Origin of the sequence: Achromobacter xylosoxidans, assembly GCF_002192695.1 — a bacterium.
Classification (GTDB): Bacteria; Pseudomonadota; Gammaproteobacteria; order Burkholderiales; family Burkholderiaceae_B; genus Achromobacter; species Achromobacter xylosoxidans_C.
Genome location: NZ_MTLG01000084.1, coordinates 54,366 through 69,725, shown reverse-complemented (window position 1 = coordinate 69,725; position 15,360 = coordinate 54,366). Strand labels below are relative to the sequence as shown.

Genomic DNA, 15,360 nt, shown 5'->3' with positions numbered 1-15,360 from the left:
ACAGGATAACCGGTTGCGCAGGACCCATGGCGGCGGGGGCCAGCCCCGCGCCTTCACCGTCCGATGGATCAGCCTGGCGCGAGTTCGGCGCTGGCTGCGCCATGGCTTTGCGCCAGCACGCGTTGGAACAGGCCGGCGGCCTCGTCCCGGCCAAGATCGAGGCCAAAACGTACGCGCAGGCAATCCGCCCAGCTGGCGGCATCGGCATAGCGATATTTCTGCAGGTCGCCGGCGTTGTCGCGGCGGATGTAGGTGTCGTTCACCATCAGTTCGCGGGCGCCGGGCTGGGTGCGGCTGACCAGCAGGCTGTTCAGGAAAACGGACTGGGGGTGCGTCGAGGTGTACCAGTTGCCGATTTCGAAATCCACATCCGCCGCGGGCTCCAGCGTAAAGCGATACACGGTCTGCCAGCCGCTCAAGGTCTGGAAATCCAGGCTCAGCTCGCCCTCGGCCTGGGCGACGCGGAAAGTGCCGTGGGGCGTGGCTTGGGGAACGTCAGGCAGGAATGCCAGGGGAGCGGTCTGCGTGGTGGATCCGAAGGCCACGTCGACGAACCAGCTGCGGCCCTCCAGTTCCACGCGCAATAGCATGTGGGTCAGTCCCGTATGGATTTCCGCCGGCACTTGCCAGCGCACCCGTGCGATCAGCGGGGTGACATGAAAGCCCATCTGCCGCAATACCGCGAGCAGCAGCGTGTTGTGCTCGAAGCAGTATCCGCCGCGCCGTTGCGTGAACATCTTTTCGGCGATGGCCTCCAAGTCCAGCGCAACGCTGCGGCCAGAGTACGGCGCCAGGTTTTCAAACGGGATGGCTTGCGGATGCAGCAGATGGAGCTGCCGCAAGACGTCGAGCGTGGGCTCGGCAGGGCCGCGATAGCCGATGCGGCCAAAATAGCGGTCCAGGAATGCTGAGTCTGGAATTGCGGTCATTCAAGGTCACCAAGGTTGCGGCCTAATAATTGGCCGGGCCAGCCATTCACGTCGAAGGTCGAAATCCGTTCGTAGCCGCAGGATTCGTAGAAGCGCACCAGGGCGCCGCTGCCGCCGCCGTAGCAGTCCACGCGCATTCGTTCCACGCCGGCGGCGCGCGCCTGGCCATCGGCAAATGCCAGCAGGCGCCGGCCGAGGCCGCGCGCGTGTTCGTGGCGCGAGGCGACCAGCAACCTTACGTAGATTTCCGGCTCGGTCGCCGCAGGCACATAAGGCATGGAGGCGCCCAGCACCAGCGCGCCGTGGATGCCCCCGCCCGGTTCCTCGGCGATCCATGCCCCGGGCAGCGCGCAGGCTTCGGTCACGTTGGCGATGCGCTTGGGCAAGGCCGACCAGGGTTCGCTGCCCCATTGTCCCTCATTGCCCATATCCACGAACCAGGCGATCACTTCGTCGAATACCCGCAATACCGCGGGGGCATCTTCCACGCTTGCGCGGCGGATCGTCAGCTGGCTTGCTTCTTTTGTCGTCAAGGTCACAACTCCTCCAGGTTCTTGTGGCTTGGGGTGTTCCGAACAGACGTCATCATAGATGCGCCGACTGGAGCCTGGGCGCGATCCGCGGTCAGTTCCACACCAGCGTGAGGAGGGCGGCGGACAAGTAGAGCCCGCAGCCAAACACCGCATGCGTCACCAAGCTGCGTAGGCGGTTCTTCCAGGGCGTGGGTGTGCGCGACGCGGCAAACCCCGCGCCCATGGCGGGTTGCATGACGAAGAAGGGCATGACGACCGTCGCCAGGCCCACCGCCAGGGCGGGCAGCCATGTGGGATCGCGCAGCCATGCCGGGCCCTGGATGCGGACCAGCAGCGCGGCGAAGGCCAGGCCCACTGCGTAGTGGATCGTCCACCCCAGCGCCGACTCGCCCGCTATGGGCTCGGCCCGGCCGATATTGGCGTGGGTAAGCTTGCCCCGGCGCAGGTGGCCGGCCCACCGGCCGACCAGTGCGTAGCCCAGCGTGGGCATGCCCAGCGCTTTCTGGACCATGCCCCACAGGTCCATAACGACCGTCGCGCCGATCCCGATCAAAACCACTCGTACCGCCAATTCCGTCGATTCCATGTCCTATCCTTCCATTGATGACCGCATCGTTTGCAGGCATGATAGAAGTTGAAGTCAACTTCAAGTCAAGGAAGGCGCCATGGATATTTCTGAAGTCGTCCGGCGCACGAGCCTGCCGGCCTCCACGCTGCGCTTCTATGAAAACAGGGGCTTGATCACGGCGGTCAGCGCCGCCGGCGAGCGCCGGCGTTTTGCGCCCGGCGTGCTGGATCAATTGGCGCTGATCGCGCTGGGGCAGGCCGGCGGCCTGTCGCTGGACGAGATCCAGGCCATGCTCTCGCCCGAGGGCGCGCTGCGGGTGGACAGGCAGTTGCTGCTGGACAAGGCCGACGGCATAGACGCGACCATCAAGCGCCTGCGGGCCATGAGCCAGGGCTTGCGCCATGCCGCGGTATGTCCCGCGCCCAACCATGCGCAATGCCCGACTTTCCAGCGCCTGCTGAAGGCGGCAGCGGGCAGGGTGAAACAGGGCAGGACGGCGACGGCCGCCGCAAAGCAAAAAAACGCCATCCGTCCTTGAGGACGGATGGCGCCAACACTGGCTCTCGGAGAGCCTTACCCTACTTCGCGGCGGGGGCGCCCTTGCCCATGCTCATCAAACGTTGCTTGAGCTGGGGGTCCTGCTGTATGGCCTGGCCGATGCCGTTGAATTCCTCGACGCTCAGGCCGTCGGCCTGGACCAGCTTGACCATCTTGGCGTCGGCTTCCTCAACGACCTTCTGCTTGGCGGCATCCGTCTTGGCGGCGTCGACCTTGGGGCGGTATTCGTCGACGACGCCGGAAATCTTCTGCGATGCCGAAGCGAAACGCTGCAATTGCTGGTCGGTCGGCTGGATCGCGGGCGGGGGCGCCATGCGCGGTTGAGCCTGGGCCTGGCCTTGCGGCTGGCTGGCTTGCTGCGCAAGGGCGGGAGCACCGGACAGCGCCGTCGCCAGCACGGCGGCGGACAGGAATGCATAAGTGGAACGCTGCATGAAACCTCCTTGTTCCGGTTGAATGTCGGGCCATGATGACGACCCGGCCGGCATGGGGGCAAGTTTCGCGATGTGTTTTCCTGTGTCGGCAGGCCACGGGATGGGCGCGCGACCCGGGAGGGAGTCCCCCGGGGCGCGGCGGAAACGTTTTGCGCGGTTTCGTAGTCGCTGCTGGCCGCGATGTTTCCTTAAATTTTATGCGGGACAGGTCCTACACGATCAGCATGCTCAGCATCACCAGCGCCAGCAGCAGCACGTAGACGCGGGCGTGCAGGCGGTCCGGGATGCGCGGGATCAGCGGCGCGGCCAGCCGGATGCCGGCCAGCGACCCCAGCGCCAGCGCGGCGAAGGCCAGCAGGTCCACGTAGCCCACGATCCAGGGCGCCAGCGGTTCGGCCAGACCGCCAGCCGCGGCCATGTAGGCCAGCGTTCCCACCACCGCTACCGGCAGCGTCAGCGGATTGGCCATGGCCGCCGCCTTGGCCATGGGCAGGCCGCGGCGGCGCAGCAGCGGCACGGTCATGACGCTGCCGCCTACGCCCAGGAAGGCGGCGACCGCGCCGATGATCACCCCGCCGCCTACCAGGACGCCGCGTTCCAGCGGCCGGGGCCGCCCGTCGCCCTGCGCCATGAAGCCCTGGCGCAGCAGGCAGTCCAGGATGGTCACGCCGAGGTAGGCGATGAAGGCGTAGCGCACGAAGTCGCCGCTGGCTCGGGTGGCGGCGAGCGCGCCCAGCGCCGCTCCCGCCGCGATGAAGCCGGCCAGGGGCCAGACGTAGGCGCGCAGGATATTGCCGGCGCGCTGGTGCTTGCGCGTGGCCGCCACCGAATTCACGATCATGACGCAGGTGGATGTGGCCACCGCGATGTGCATGGCCGCCAGGCCGATGGCGTCGTGCGCGCCGTGCGCGGCGGTCAATGCCGCGTACAGCACGGGCACCACGACAAAGCCGCCGCCAAAGCCGAACAGCACGGTCGTCACGCCGCTCAAGCAGCCGAACAGGGCCAGAACCAGATAAAGCATTGCTGCGTCCTTCCAGGGGAAAACGTCACGATACGGCGGCCGGCATTGGCCCGCTTTCGAGGATGAGACAATAATGTTCGAGTTTCGGCCAATCGACTCGTCGCCGTACAAGCGGCTTGAACAGGCCATGAGCCTCCGACCATGCGCAATACCCACATCGACCGCTACGACCACCTGGACCGCGCCGTCGTCGCCATCGGCAACGACTATCCGCCCGGCCGGCTGTTGCCGGCCCATGCGCACCGCCGGGCCCAACTGCTGTATGGCGCCACTGGCGTCATGCAGGTGGTCACGCGCGACGGCAATTGGGTGGTGCCGCCGCAGCGCGCGGTGTGGATCCCGGCAGGCGTGACGCATCAGGTCCGCATGCTGGATGTCAGCACGCGCAGCGCCTATATCGAACCGGGGGCGGCGCGCGCGGACCGGGAAGCCTGCGAGGTGATCGAGGTGTCGCCGCTGTTGCGCCAACTGCTGCTGGACGCGGTGGACATGCCGGCGGCCTACGATGAAGCAGGGCGCGACGGCGCGCTGGCGTCCTTGCTGCTGCACGAGGTCGAGCGCGCGCCTGTGCTGCCCCTGCATATCCCGCTGCCGCGCGACAGGCGCCTGGCGCCCTTGTGCAAGGCCTTCATCGCCGCGCCGGACGCGCGCGCCGCGCCGCAAGCCTGGGCTGGGCGCCTGCACATGAGTCCGCGCACGTTCAGCCGCCATTTCCGCCAGCAGACGGGCATGGCGTTTTCGGAATGGCGCCAGCGCGCCTGCGTGGTGCTGGCCTTGTCGCGGCTGGCCTCGGGCGACTCGGTGACCGCCATCGCGCTGGATTTCGGCTACCAGAGTCCCGCGGCGTTCTCCACGATGTTCCGGCGGGTGCTGGGCCGTCCGCCCACGGAGTACCTGCGTGAGGGCTGAGGGTAATTGGTACTATGCCGGCTCCCGTGGCGGCCCCTTCGGGCCGCCGGGCCATGCCATTCCATGATCACTACGCATACGCCGCTATCCATCGGCATCGCCGGCGCGGGCAGCGCCGGATTGGCCGCCGCGCTGGCGCTGGCGCAAGCCGGCCATCAGGTGCGCGTCTTCGAAAAGCACCAGGGTTTCACCACGCTGGGCGCCGGGCTGCTGCTGCAGCCGCCCGGCGTGCGCGCGCTGGCGGCGCTGGGCGTGGACGTTGCGGCGCTGAACGTGGGCGCGCCGATCGACCGCTTGCTGGGCCTGTCGCATCGCGGCTGGCGGATCGTGGACATCGATTATGTCGGCGACGGCGCGCGGGCGGTGACGCGGGCGGCGCTGGGCGGCGTGCTGTTCGAGGCCGCGCGGCGGGCGGGCGTCGAGTTCTCGTTCGGCTGTCCGGTCACGACGCTCGCGACCCGCGAGGGCCGGGCGCACGTGACGCACGGCGCGGACGAGGCCCGGGCCGAGTCCAGTTTCGATGTGTTCGTGGTGGCCGATGGCGCCGCCTCCGCGCTGCGCGAGCAGATCGGGCTGGCGGCCAGTTCGCGCGTCTATGCCTGGGGCGCGTTGTGGGGCCAGTTCTGGACGCCCGGCTGGAGCGGCGCGACGCAGCTGCTGCAGCGGTTTCGCGGCACCCGCGAGATGATGGGCCTGCTGCCCACCGAGATCGGCCCGCAGGGCGTGCGCCTGTCGCTGTTCTGGAGCATCCGCCACGATGCCTTGCCAGCATGGCGCGCGGCGCCCATCGGCGCCTGGAAAGATCGCATGTTGTCCCTGTGGCCCGAGGCCGCGCCCGTGGTCGAGCAGATCGCGCGGCACGAGGACCTGGCGGTCGCGACCTACCGGCACACCTGGCCGCGCGGCTTGGCGGCAGGCCCGTACTGCGCCGTGGGCGACGCAGGCCACGCGATGAGCCCGCAGCTGGGCTTGGGAACGACGCTGGCGGTGCTGGATGCGTTGGCGCTGGCGCAGGCCCTGGGGCAGCATGGCGCTGCGGCGGGACCGGCGCGCTATGCCCGCAGCCGCCTGCTGCCTTCGCGCCTGTACCAGACGCTCAGCCGCGCGCTGACGCCATGTTTCCAGGCCTCGGGCCCGGGACTGTGGCGCGACCTGGCGTTCGGCGGCGGGCTGCTCGTGCCCGGCGTGAAATCGATGATGAAGCGCGGCCTGCTGGCCTTGCCGCAGCCCAAGGGCCCGGGCCGCGGCTGAGCCGCCTTGCGGGCGGCCTTCAGGCCGCGTACCAGAGCACGGCGAAGAAGTGGCACACCGTGCCGGCCAGCACGAACAGATGCCAGATGAAGTGGCTGTAGCGCCAGCGGTTGTCGAGCACGAAGAACACCACGCCGCCGGTATAGGCCAGCCCGCCGGCCACCAGCCACCACAGGCCGCCCGTGGGCACGCGCTCGATCAGCGGATTGACCGCGATGATCACCAGCCAGCCCATCGCCAGGTACAGGCCCGTGGAGATGGCCGGGCGGTTGAGCCGCTTGCTGGCTTTCAGCCCCACGCCCAGCAGGGCCATGCCCCAGACCAGGCCGAACAGGGTCCAACCCCAGGGTCCGCGCAGGGCGCCCAGCGCGAAGGGCGTGTAGGTGCCCGCGATCAGCAGATAGATGGCGGAGTGGTCCAGCACGTTGAAGAGCTGTTTGGCGCGGCTCTTGGGCAGTGCGTGATAGATGGTGGATGCCAGGTACAGCAGGCACATCGTCGCGGCGAAGACGGCGGCCCCCGCAATGAAGGCGGCGTCGCCTTGGCGCACGGCGGCCAGGATCAGGATGGGGGCGGAGGCCACGGCGCCCGCGGCGCCGACGCCGTGGCTGATGGAGTTGGCGATTTCCTCGCCCAGGGTCTGGGGTCTGTCGTTGGGGAACATGAATGCGTCTTGGTTGGTTCAGGTGTACACCTTAGGCGCTTTGGCGCGGCGGCTCAAGGCGCCAGGCGGGCCGGCCGCGGCCGACGCGCCACCCGTTTGATCTACTGCAAATCGACCGGCGTACCGGCGCCCCGAAAGCGCTGCCTGCAAGTTACTCTGTGATACATTCAGCGCGCAAGCAAACGCAGGTTTACTGGCCGAGGCCTAGCAATGGCGCGCAGTTTTACCAATTTGTTTTTCAAGGCCGCGAAGAAGATCGGCAAGCTGCAGCGCGCCGCAATGCGCATGGCCACGCCCAAGGCCGCCAAGAAGCGCGGCGCGCCCAAGCGCCGCGCGGCCAAGCCCGCCGCAGCCTCCGCTTCCCGCAGCGCCGCCGCGCCTTCGCTGGGGGCGGGCCGCTGGGAAGCCTCCCGCCAGTTTTCCGACGGCCATGGCCGCCGCCTGACGTACGCGCGCTACACGCCCGCTGCCGCGCCGCGCGCCGGCATGCCGCTGGTGGTGATGCTGCATGGCTGCAGGCAGACGGCGCTGTCGTTCGCCCGTGGTTCGCGCATGAACCAATGGGCCGACGCGGGCGGCTTCATGGTGCTCTATCCGCAGCAGTCCATGACCCGGCAGGTGCAGCGCTGCTGGCGCTGGTTCCAGCCGGACGACGCGCATGGCGGGGCGGAAGCCGACCTGATCGCCGCGCTGATCCGCGCGGAATGCGCCCGGCATGCGCTGGATCCCGAACGCGTCTACATCGCGGGCCTGTCGGCCGGGGCCGGCATGGCCGCGCTGGTGGCCTTGCGCCATCCGCGCCTGATCGCCGCCGTGGCCATGCATTCCGGGCCGGTGGCGGGCGATGCCCACAGCGCCACTGGCGGCATCGGCACGATGCGGCGCGGCGCGCTCAAGCCGCTGCTGCCCTTGCTGGAAAAGGTTGCGGACCCGGCGGTCTTCCGGCTCGGCATGCCCGCCATGATCTTGCAGGGACAGCTGGATCCGACGGTGGCGCCGCGCAATGCCAAACAATTGTTCGAACAGTTCCGCGCCGTGAACGATCTGCCGCCCGAAAGCGTGCCGGTCGAGCGCGTGCTGGGCTTGGGGACGGATAAATCCTATCGCCGCGTCGATATGCTGCGCGGCAGCCGCACGGTGCTGCGGCTATGCGAAATCACGCTGCTGGAACATGCCTGGAGCGGCGGTGATGCCTCGGTGCGCTATCACGCGCGCAGCGGGCCGGACGCCTCGGCGCTGATCTGGCGCTTCTTCCAGACGCAGCGCCGCGCGGTCCGTGGGCAGGGGGAATAGGCCCGGCGGGCAGCCCCCGTCCTCGTCCCGGCCCCGGCAGTAAGATCAGCGTATTCCCGGCGCGCCGGCGCGTCCCGCGCCTGCCGTCTCGTCCCTGACCGGAGTCCCCGCCATGTCACTTTCCATGTACCAGGCCAGCGTGCCTGCCTTCGTCCGCGGCCTGAACGTGCTGGCCGCGTTGCTGCAAAAGGGCGCCGACCACGCCGCCGCCGCCGGCATGGATCCGGCCGAACTCATCAATGCCCGGTTGGCGCCGGACATGTATCCGCTGAGCGGCCAGATCCAGCGCGCCAGCGACGCGTCCAAGTTCGCGGTGCAGCGCCTGTCGCGGGTGGAAGCGCCCAAGTTTCCGGATGAGGAAACCACCTTCGAGCAATTGCAGCAGCGCATCGCCGCCACCCTCGCGTATCTGCAGGACGTGCCGGCGGACCGGCTGGACGGCGCCGAAGGCCGCAAGGTGTCGCTGGCGTTCGGCGACTTCAAGCAGGAGTTCCGCGGCGACGACTACCTGCTGACGTTCGCGCTGCCGAACTTCTACTTCCACGTCACGACCGCCTACGCCATCCTGCGCCACGCGGGGGTGAAGGTCGGCAAGCTGGATTTCCTGGGGCCGTATTCGCAGCAGGCCGCTTAACCCTGTTTCTTTGAGGGGTCGCCGCAGCCTTCCATCGGGCCCATCTTCGCCATGTTCTCCTGCACTTCCTGCGGCGTCAGGTCGAACTTGTGCGTGGCGATGGACCAGCGGTGCCCGCAAGGGTCGACCACCTGGCCGTAGCGGTCGCCCCAGAACATGTCCGCCACGGGCATGGTCACCTGGGCCCCGGCCGCCACCGCCTGTTTCATGGCGGCGTCCACGTCGGCCACGTACAGGTGCAGGGTGACGGGGGTGCCCTTGAGCGCCTTCGGGCCCAGGCTGCCCCATTCGGGGAAGTCGTCCATCAGCATCATGACCGAATCGCCGATGCGTATGGCGGCATGCATGATCTTGCCGTTGGGGCCGGGCAGCCGGGCCAGCTCCTCGGCGTTGAAGGCTTTCTTGTAGAAGTCGATGGCCTGCGCCGCGCCTTCGCACACGATGTGCGGGGTGAGCGTGTGCATGCCTTCGGGGATGGGTTTGCTTGCAGGATTTGCCATGAGGTATCTCCAGATTGTTCCGTTTGAACGGGCGGGAACGGATCCCGCCGCCTCAGTTGCCTACCAGAGTGGTGAAGCCGCCCCAGCACATGCGCTTGAAATCGAATACGCCTTCGCAGCAGTTCTCGGCCAGGCGCGGGTCCGCCATGACCTTGGCGTTGATCCGGTCGCGATCCGCCTTGCTGGCGTAGGTGATCCAGGCGAACACCACTGTTTCCCCCTCGCGCGCGCCCGCGGCGGCGCTGAACGAGCCGGCGCCTTCCTTGTCGATTTCTTCCGCCACGCATTCGCGGTAATCCAGCGCGCCGTGCTCCAGCCAGACTGTCTGCGCCTGCTGCGCCATCTTCCGGTAGGCTTCGAGGTTGGCCTTGGGCACGGGCAGAAGGAAGCCGTCTACATACTTTTCCATCAGTAACTCCTTGATCCACGTTGTTCTGTTCCGCGCCAGGACGCCCCGCAAGCCGCCCCTGGCGCTACCCCGGATCTCATTCCGGTAAGTGTCACTGTATCGGGATCGGCGGCGATTTCAGATAGGCGATTGCGACAATCTTGAGGGTGGATTGCGACAGCTGGCAGGCGTATGCTTTGCAGGATGAAAAACGTCGCCTTCCTACTGCCCCTGGGGGCGAACATCGCCTCGCTGGAAACCGCGCGGCATGGCTTCCTGGTCGCCAATGAATACCTGATTGCGCACGGGCGCGAACCCAGGTTCACGGTACGCACCCTGGCCCTGACCCGCGAAGTCCGGCTGGACCAGGGCCGCATCACGGTGCAGGCCGACATGGTCCTGGCCGATGCCCACGACATCGACATCTGCATCGCGCCGCCGCTGCTGGGCTCGGTGTCCGACGCGGTGCTGTCCAACCGCGAACTGATCGAATGGCTGTCGCGCCATCACCGCGAGGGCGGCGAGGTCGCCAGCCTGTGCATGGGCGCCGCGTTGCTGGCGGCGGGCGGCGTCCTGGACGGCCAGCAGGCGGTGGTCCACTGGGTGGCGCAGAACCTCTACGCCAGCCTGTTTCCCAGCGTGCAATGGGTCAGCGACCGCGTCGTCATGGCGGACAACGGCATCTACACCAGCGGCGGCGCGTTCTCCGCCGCGCACCTGGTGCTGCACCTGATCGAAAAATACACCGACCGCGACACCGCCATCTGGTGCGCCAAGTACTTCCAGCTGGACTGGAGCCGGCAGAGCCAGTTGCCGTTCTCTGTGTTCGTGGGACAGAAAGCCCACGCCGACGAGGTCGTGCGCGCGGTGCAGGACTACATCGAAGGCCGCTACACGGAAAAGATCACCGTCGAGGAACTGGCGGACCGCCATGCCATGGGGCGCCGCACGCTGGAGCGGCGCTTTCGCCAGGCCACCGGCAACAGCATTGTCGAGTACGTGCAGCGGGTGCGCGTGGAAGCCGCCAAGAAGCGTCTGGAAACTTCGCGCAAGAGCGTGGCCGAAGTCATGTATGAAGTCGGCTACAACGACACCAAGGCCTTTCGCGACATCTTCAACAAGTACTGCGGCATGTCGCCAGTGGGCTACCGGGAGCGCTACCACTTCCAGTAGCAGGTTCAGCCCTGGTGCCGGTACACCCGCGTATCGCGCATCACGAAGCCCGCCGATTCATACAGGTGGTGCGCGGACAGCCGGCTCGGGTTGGAGGTAAGGTCCAGCGTCTTGGCCTTGAGTTCGCGGCTCTTGACGATGGCCGCGTGCGTCAGCGCCATGCCCACTTTCAGACCGCGGGCCTGTTCGTCCACCACCACGTCCTCGATCCATGCCCGCACGCCCGTGGGGATGCGGAAGTGCACCAGCGTCAGCGTGCCGACGATGCGCCTGTCGCTGCCCAGGGTGGCGATGAACAGGTGGTTGCAGGGCGAGCGGATGATTTCATCCAGCGCCTCGCGCGTCAGCGGCGGGGCGGTCCGGGACAATTGCGGCAAGAGGCGCGCGAAGGCCGCGACCAGCGCATCGCTGGCCTGGGTCGCCAACGCGATTTCCACGTCGGTTCCTGGAGGGGGCATCATGGTCTCCCGGGAGGGCTTACCTGAGTGTTGTAGCCGACACCCTGTCAGGATACCAAGCGGTGAATTTCATCGCCCCGGCCAGCGCCGCCACCGTCACGGCGATTGCGATGGCCTGCGGCAGCTGCGGCCTGTAAAGCAGCAGCGCGTCCGCCGCCACCATGGTCGCGAAGGCCAGCGCCCAGGCCGCGGCGACGGCATAGTTCATGCGGGCGTAGCGGCGGTTCTTCCAGACGTATTCGGGTTCCTTTTCCCGCGCGTATTCCAGCGCGAAGGGCCGGCGCAGCGCCAGGGTCAGCAACACCAGGATGAGGATGCCGGCGTCGACCCGCAGGCGCGCCTGGGCGATGGTCCAGGAATCCCCGTCAGCCAACGGGGCATACAGGGTCAGCCCCGTGAACAGCAGCAGCGTGCCGGTCTCCAGGATCTTGATGCGCCGCTCGGGGCTGAGCCAGTCGCGCAGCACCAGCCCGGCGGATACAAAGGTGCCGGCCGCAAGTCCTTCCAGCACGCCGACGGTTCTTTCAATGATGACAAACACGATGAACGGCGCGAACGCCAGCAGGATATTCATCTTGGTTCCCCGACCTCGAGCGCGCGCCCCTGCGCGTTGTCAGCGTCGCCTTGAGAATCAAGACGCGAACTTGTCTATTTACGCCTGTCCGCCAGGGTGCGGGATATGACGCCGTTCGCCTATCGGCAAGGTGGCGGTGCACGTATGGACCATATTCTTGGGCACGGCCCGCGGCCTCGTCCGTCTGGCCTGCGCCGGTTGCCGCAAGGGATTAGTGCAATGGCTGGCGTGCGGCGCGTGGGACATACGGCCTTCGGCTTGCTTCCCGCCACGAAGACGCAGGCATTGATCCGCCTGCTGGCGTCGGCTAAGGTCATGGGCTGATTGCAACCCTGCCGCCGAGGAAACCATGACATCAGCCCTTCCGTCCACGACCCTGAGCGTGGATCCCGCCTGGATCGACGAGTACGGCCACATGAACGCGGCCCATTACGTGGGCATATTCGACCGCGTCGGCTTCCAGCTGCTGCGCGAGGTCGGGGTGGGGCTGGATTACACCGAAGCCACGCGCTGCGGCATCTACACGATGAATGTGCACGTGGCCTATCTGCGCGAGGTGCTGGCGGGCGATCCGCTGGCGCTGCGCATCCGCCTGCTGGAAGCGGACGACAAGCGCCTGCTGTGCCTGATGGAGCTGATGCAGACCCGCGACGGCTACGTCGCGGCCACGATGGAGCAGCTGTCGCTGCACGTGGACCTGGAGACCCGGCGCGCCAAGCCGTTTCCGCCGGAGTTGGCGCAGCGCCTGGCGCGCACGGTCGCGGAACATGCAGCCCAGCCGCTGCCGGCGGGCTATCGGCGGCTCCTGCCGCTGAAGCCGCCGCGTTGAACCAATCCCGCTGAGCGGGCCGGCCGCTCAGCGCGCGACCGCGATCGGCCGGTCGCCGGAGATCGTGGTGCGGTGCATCTCGCGGTCGAAACCGTCGTAGTCGTTCATGGCCAGGTGCTGGGTGCAGCGGTTGTCCCACAGCGCCAGCGAACCCGGCGCCCAGCGGAAACGGCAGGTGAACTCCGGCCGCGCCGCGTGGCGGTACAGGAACTGCAGCAGGGGCTCGCTTTCTTCCTGGGTCATGCCGTCAAAGCGCAGCGTGTAGGTGCTGTTCACGTACAGCGCCTTCTTGCCGGTCGCCGGGTGCACGCGCACCACGGGATGGATCACTTCGCTGGCGGCGCGGTCGTCGGTGCGCACGTCCATCTTGTGGGCCGGATCGCCGTTGTTCACCACCGCGCCGCCCGAGCCGTAGGAGCGCACCGCGCTGTGCACCGCGCCCAGTCCGTCCAGGATCTGCTTGAGCCGGTCCGACAGCCCGTCGTAGGCCCGGTACATATTGGCCCACATGGTGTCGCCGCCATAGGGCGGAATGACGCGGCCGTACAGCGCCGAGCCCAGCGGCGGCTCTTCGGCGTAGCTCATGTCCGTGTGCCACAGGCCGCCGAACAGGCGCCGGGTGGTTTCCGCGCGGCCCTTCATCACGGGCAGGATGGTGGGGTGTCCTTCCAGCGCCCGCACGAACGGCACTTCCAGCAGTTCGCCGAAGCGCGAGCTGAAATCGATGTGCTGTTGCGGCGTCAGTTGCTGGTCGCGGAAGAAGACCACCAGATGCTCGTGCAACGCGTTGCGCACCTCGTCGAACTGATCGTCCGACAGCGGCCGCGACAGGTCGATGCCGCGGATTTCGGCGCCCAGCGCGCCGGCGATCGGCTGGGTTTCCAGATGGCGATACGTGGTCATGCTTGTCTCCTTGCCTATTGAAGCTTGATCTGCGCCTTGCTCACCAACGCGCCCCATTTGTCGGTTTCCGCCGCGATGTAGCGGCCGAAGCCGGCCGGCCCTTCGGCTGAAATGATGCCGCCCATGGCGCCTATCTGTTCGCGCACGTCGGGCATGGCCAGCACCGCCAGCAATTCCTTGTTCAGGCGTTCGATGATGGGCTTGGGCGTCGCGGCCGGCGCCAGCACGCCGAACCATCCGGCGATCTCGTAGCCCGGCAGGCCGGCCTCGGCCATCGTCGGCACGTCGGGCAGCTGCGGCGAGCGCGCCGTGCTGGTGATCGCCAGCGCGCGCAGCTTGCCGGCCTTCACCAGTTGCAGCGCCGAGGGCATGTTGTCGAACATCATCGGCACGTGGCCCGCCACCGTGTCGTTCAGGCCCGGCGCGCTGCCGCGGTAGGGCACGTGGGTCAGGCGCACGCCCGCCGACGCGGCGAACAGTTCGCCCGCCAGGTGCAGCGAGGTGCCCGCGCCGGGCGTGGCGTAGTCCAGCGGCGCTTTCGACTTTTTGGCGTAGGCGATCAGCTCCTGCACCGAGCGCACCGGCAGCGCGGGATTGACCACCAGCAGATTGGGCACGCTCATCAGCATCGTGACGGGCGCCAGGTCGCGCTGCGGCTTGTAGGGCAGGTCCGGATAGAGGGCAGGGTTGATGGAAATGGGGCCGATATTGCCCATCACGATGGTGTAGCCGTCGGCCGGCTGCTTGACCGCGAAATCGGTGCCTATGTTGCCGCCGGCGCCAGCCTTGTTTTCGACGATGACGGGCTGGCCCAGGCGCTCGCCGAGCTTGTGGCTGACCAGCCGGGCCAGCATGTCGGTCGATCCGCCCGGCGGGTAGGGCACGATCCATTTGACCGGCTGCGCGGGCCAGCTTGTTTGCGCTGCGGCGGACCCCGTACAGAACACGAGACCCGCCGCCAAGGCGAGTGCGATGCGTTTCATGGATTTGTCTCCTTCCCTGGCTCGCCGGTCTTGCCGGGAGCGTCGTTTATGTGTATTGTTCACCTAGTGATCAATACGTTTATCAGGTGAACGATTGAAGAATAATAGATCGATTCAACGGTGTCTATCCATCATGCGAGCCTTCCGCGGCAACGGCCGGCCCACGCTGGCCGAACTGGCGCGCGCGGTCGACCTGCCGCACGCGACCGTGCTGCGGTTTCTGCAGACGCTGGAAGAAGAGGGCTACGCCGCGCGCGAAGACAGCCGCTGGCGTCTGACGCCGCAGGTCTTCGAACTGGGTTTCGCCGCCATGGAAAGCCTGGGGGTGACGGACGCCGTGCAGGAGATCCTGCAGAACCTGGCCGACGCCTATTCGGGCACGTCCAATCTGGGCGAGGCCAACCCCGAAGGCGTGATCATCATCGGCCGCGCCATGGCGCCGGCCGAACGCCGCCGCCTGGTGGTGATGAATCTGCGGGTGGGCAGCGTGCTGCCGCCGGCCAGCGCGCTGGCCGGCGGCTTGCGCCTGGCGCCGGGGCAGTGGACCCGGTTCGATTATCCGGACAGCAACCAGGTGTCGGTGGCCGTGCCCGTGCCGCAGGCTGGTTCGCGCCTGTTGTCGGTGGGGATATCGGTGGCCGCCCCGGAAGTGGAAGGGAACCGGCTCGAGGCCGACATGGTGCCCGCCTTGCAGCAGGCGGCGCAGACCATAGCCGGCGTGATCCGGGTCGGCGTGGTGTGAGCGCGGCGGCCTG

Annotated in this window: 20 protein-coding genes; 8 read left to right on the top strand and 12 right to left on the bottom strand. The window is 67.6% G+C overall.

From position 1 onward, the window contains the following. Positions 1 to 68 precede the first annotated feature (68 nt). The 3 genes from BRO63_RS20450 to BRO63_RS20440 all read right to left on the bottom strand — a co-directional run bounded on the left by BRO63_RS20450 (position 69) and on the right by BRO63_RS20440 (position 2,048). Entirely contained in the window at positions 69 to 920 is an 852-nt protein-coding gene (locus BRO63_RS20450; RefSeq protein ID WP_179215170.1) for an arylamine N-acetyltransferase family protein, read from the bottom strand. A gap of 5 nt (positions 921 to 925) precedes the next feature. Next, entirely contained in the window at positions 926 to 1,462 is a 537-nt protein-coding gene (locus BRO63_RS20445; RefSeq protein ID WP_088141561.1) for a GNAT family N-acetyltransferase, read from the bottom strand. Positions 1,463 to 1,553: 91 nt separating this feature from the next. Continuing rightward, positions 1,554 to 2,048, bottom strand: a complete 495-nt coding sequence (locus tag BRO63_RS20440; RefSeq protein WP_088141560.1) for a DUF2938 domain-containing protein — start codon at positions 2,046 to 2,048, stop codon at positions 1,554 to 1,556. Positions 2,049 to 2,127: 79 nt separating this feature from the next. Here BRO63_RS20440 and BRO63_RS20435 point away from each other — a divergent pair, with 79 nt between their 5' ends. Beyond that, entirely contained in the window at positions 2,128 to 2,568 is a 441-nt protein-coding gene (locus BRO63_RS20435; protein WP_088141559.1) for a helix-turn-helix domain-containing protein, read from the top strand. 40 nt (positions 2,569 to 2,608) lie between these two features. Here BRO63_RS20435 and BRO63_RS20430 read toward each other — a convergent pair whose 3' ends face one another. Together BRO63_RS20430 and BRO63_RS20425 are read right to left on the bottom strand one after the other, a co-directional pair. Beyond that, complete coding sequence (locus tag BRO63_RS20430) at positions 2,609 to 3,022, bottom strand: DUF4168 domain-containing protein (protein ID WP_088141558.1); 414 nt, start codon at positions 3,020 to 3,022, stop codon at positions 2,609 to 2,611. Positions 3,023 to 3,233: 211 nt separating this feature from the next. Then, positions 3,234 to 4,046, bottom strand: a complete 813-nt coding sequence (locus BRO63_RS20425; protein ID WP_088141557.1) for a sulfite exporter TauE/SafE family protein — start codon at positions 4,044 to 4,046, stop codon at positions 3,234 to 3,236. Positions 4,047 to 4,187: 141 nt separating this feature from the next. Here BRO63_RS20425 and BRO63_RS20420 point away from each other — a divergent pair, with 141 nt between their 5' ends. Together BRO63_RS20420 and BRO63_RS20415 are read left to right on the top strand one after the other, a co-directional pair. Beyond that, positions 4,188 to 4,955 (top strand): AraC family transcriptional regulator, encoded by a 768-nt coding sequence (locus BRO63_RS20420; RefSeq protein WP_088141556.1) that lies wholly within the window; start codon positions 4,188 to 4,190, stop codon positions 4,953 to 4,955. A gap of 63 nt (positions 4,956 to 5,018) precedes the next feature. After that, positions 5,019 to 6,206, top strand: coding sequence for an FAD-dependent oxidoreductase (locus BRO63_RS20415; protein ID WP_373557787.1), 1,188 nt, complete (start codon positions 5,019 to 5,021; stop codon positions 6,204 to 6,206). A 19-nt stretch (positions 6,207 to 6,225) separates the two neighbouring features. Here BRO63_RS20415 and trhA read toward each other — a convergent pair whose 3' ends face one another. Next, positions 6,226 to 6,870, bottom strand: a complete 645-nt coding sequence (trhA, locus tag BRO63_RS20410) for a PAQR family membrane homeostasis protein TrhA (RefSeq protein ID WP_088141555.1) — start codon at positions 6,868 to 6,870, stop codon at positions 6,226 to 6,228. 210 nt (positions 6,871 to 7,080) lie between these two features. On the opposite strand from trhA, the gene BRO63_RS20405 reads away from it, so the two are divergent. Both BRO63_RS20405 and BRO63_RS20400 read left to right on the top strand, forming a co-directional pair. After that, positions 7,081 to 8,163 (top strand): extracellular catalytic domain type 1 short-chain-length polyhydroxyalkanoate depolymerase, encoded by a 1,083-nt coding sequence (locus BRO63_RS20405; protein WP_088141554.1) that lies wholly within the window; start codon positions 7,081 to 7,083, stop codon positions 8,161 to 8,163. Positions 8,164 to 8,275: 112 nt separating this feature from the next. Then, entirely contained in the window at positions 8,276 to 8,797 is a 522-nt protein-coding gene (locus BRO63_RS20400) for a DUF1993 domain-containing protein (RefSeq protein ID WP_088141553.1), read from the top strand. Here the strand turns inward: BRO63_RS20400 and BRO63_RS20395 are convergent. After that, entirely contained in the window at positions 8,794 to 9,297 is a 504-nt protein-coding gene (locus BRO63_RS20395) for a VOC family protein (RefSeq protein ID WP_088141552.1), read from the bottom strand. The two genes, BRO63_RS20400 and BRO63_RS20395, sit on opposite strands and share 4 nt — an antisense overlap. A gap of 52 nt (positions 9,298 to 9,349) precedes the next feature. Beyond that, the gene (locus BRO63_RS20390) at positions 9,350 to 9,706 is read right to left on the bottom strand and encodes a DUF1428 domain-containing protein (protein WP_088141551.1); all 357 of its coding nucleotides are present in this window, start codon (positions 9,704 to 9,706) and stop codon (positions 9,350 to 9,352) included. Between the two features lie 171 nt (positions 9,707 to 9,877). Between BRO63_RS20390 and BRO63_RS20385 the strand changes: the two genes are divergently transcribed. Next, positions 9,878 to 10,858 carry a GlxA family transcriptional regulator gene (locus BRO63_RS20385; protein ID WP_088141550.1) on the top strand — a complete coding sequence of 327 codons (981 nt, stop codon included), beginning with the start codon at positions 9,878 to 9,880 and terminating at the stop codon, positions 10,856 to 10,858. A gap of 5 nt (positions 10,859 to 10,863) precedes the next feature. Here the strand turns inward: BRO63_RS20385 and BRO63_RS20380 are convergent, their stop codons facing one another. Together BRO63_RS20380 and BRO63_RS20375 are read right to left on the bottom strand one after the other, a co-directional pair. Next, positions 10,864 to 11,316, bottom strand: a complete 453-nt coding sequence (locus BRO63_RS20380; RefSeq protein WP_088141661.1) for a GNAT family N-acetyltransferase — start codon at positions 11,314 to 11,316, stop codon at positions 10,864 to 10,866. A 19-nt stretch (positions 11,317 to 11,335) separates the two neighbouring features. Continuing rightward, positions 11,336 to 11,890: a hypothetical protein gene (locus tag BRO63_RS20375; RefSeq protein ID WP_088141549.1), complete on the bottom strand. Its 555-nt coding sequence runs from the start codon at positions 11,888 to 11,890 to the stop codon at positions 11,336 to 11,338. A 349-nt stretch (positions 11,891 to 12,239) separates the two neighbouring features. Here BRO63_RS20375 and BRO63_RS20370 point away from each other — a divergent pair, with 349 nt between their 5' ends. Beyond that, positions 12,240 to 12,719: a thioesterase family protein gene (locus BRO63_RS20370; protein ID WP_041654058.1), complete on the top strand. Its 480-nt coding sequence runs from the start codon at positions 12,240 to 12,242 to the stop codon at positions 12,717 to 12,719. A gap of 27 nt (positions 12,720 to 12,746) precedes the next feature. Here the strand turns inward: BRO63_RS20370 and BRO63_RS20365 are convergent, their stop codons facing one another. Beyond that, positions 12,747 to 13,622 (bottom strand): TauD/TfdA dioxygenase family protein, encoded by an 876-nt coding sequence (locus BRO63_RS20365; RefSeq protein ID WP_088141548.1) that lies wholly within the window; start codon positions 13,620 to 13,622, stop codon positions 12,747 to 12,749. A 14-nt stretch (positions 13,623 to 13,636) separates the two neighbouring features. Further along, positions 13,637 to 14,605, bottom strand: a complete 969-nt coding sequence (locus BRO63_RS20360) for a Bug family tripartite tricarboxylate transporter substrate binding protein (RefSeq protein ID WP_088141547.1) — start codon at positions 14,603 to 14,605, stop codon at positions 13,637 to 13,639. A 94-nt stretch (positions 14,606 to 14,699) separates the two neighbouring features. Between BRO63_RS20360 and BRO63_RS20355 the strand changes: the two genes are divergently transcribed. Then, positions 14,700 to 15,347, top strand: coding sequence for an IclR family transcriptional regulator (locus BRO63_RS20355; protein WP_256942900.1), 648 nt, complete (start codon positions 14,700 to 14,702; stop codon positions 15,345 to 15,347). Positions 15,348 to 15,360: the final 13 nt, after the last annotated feature.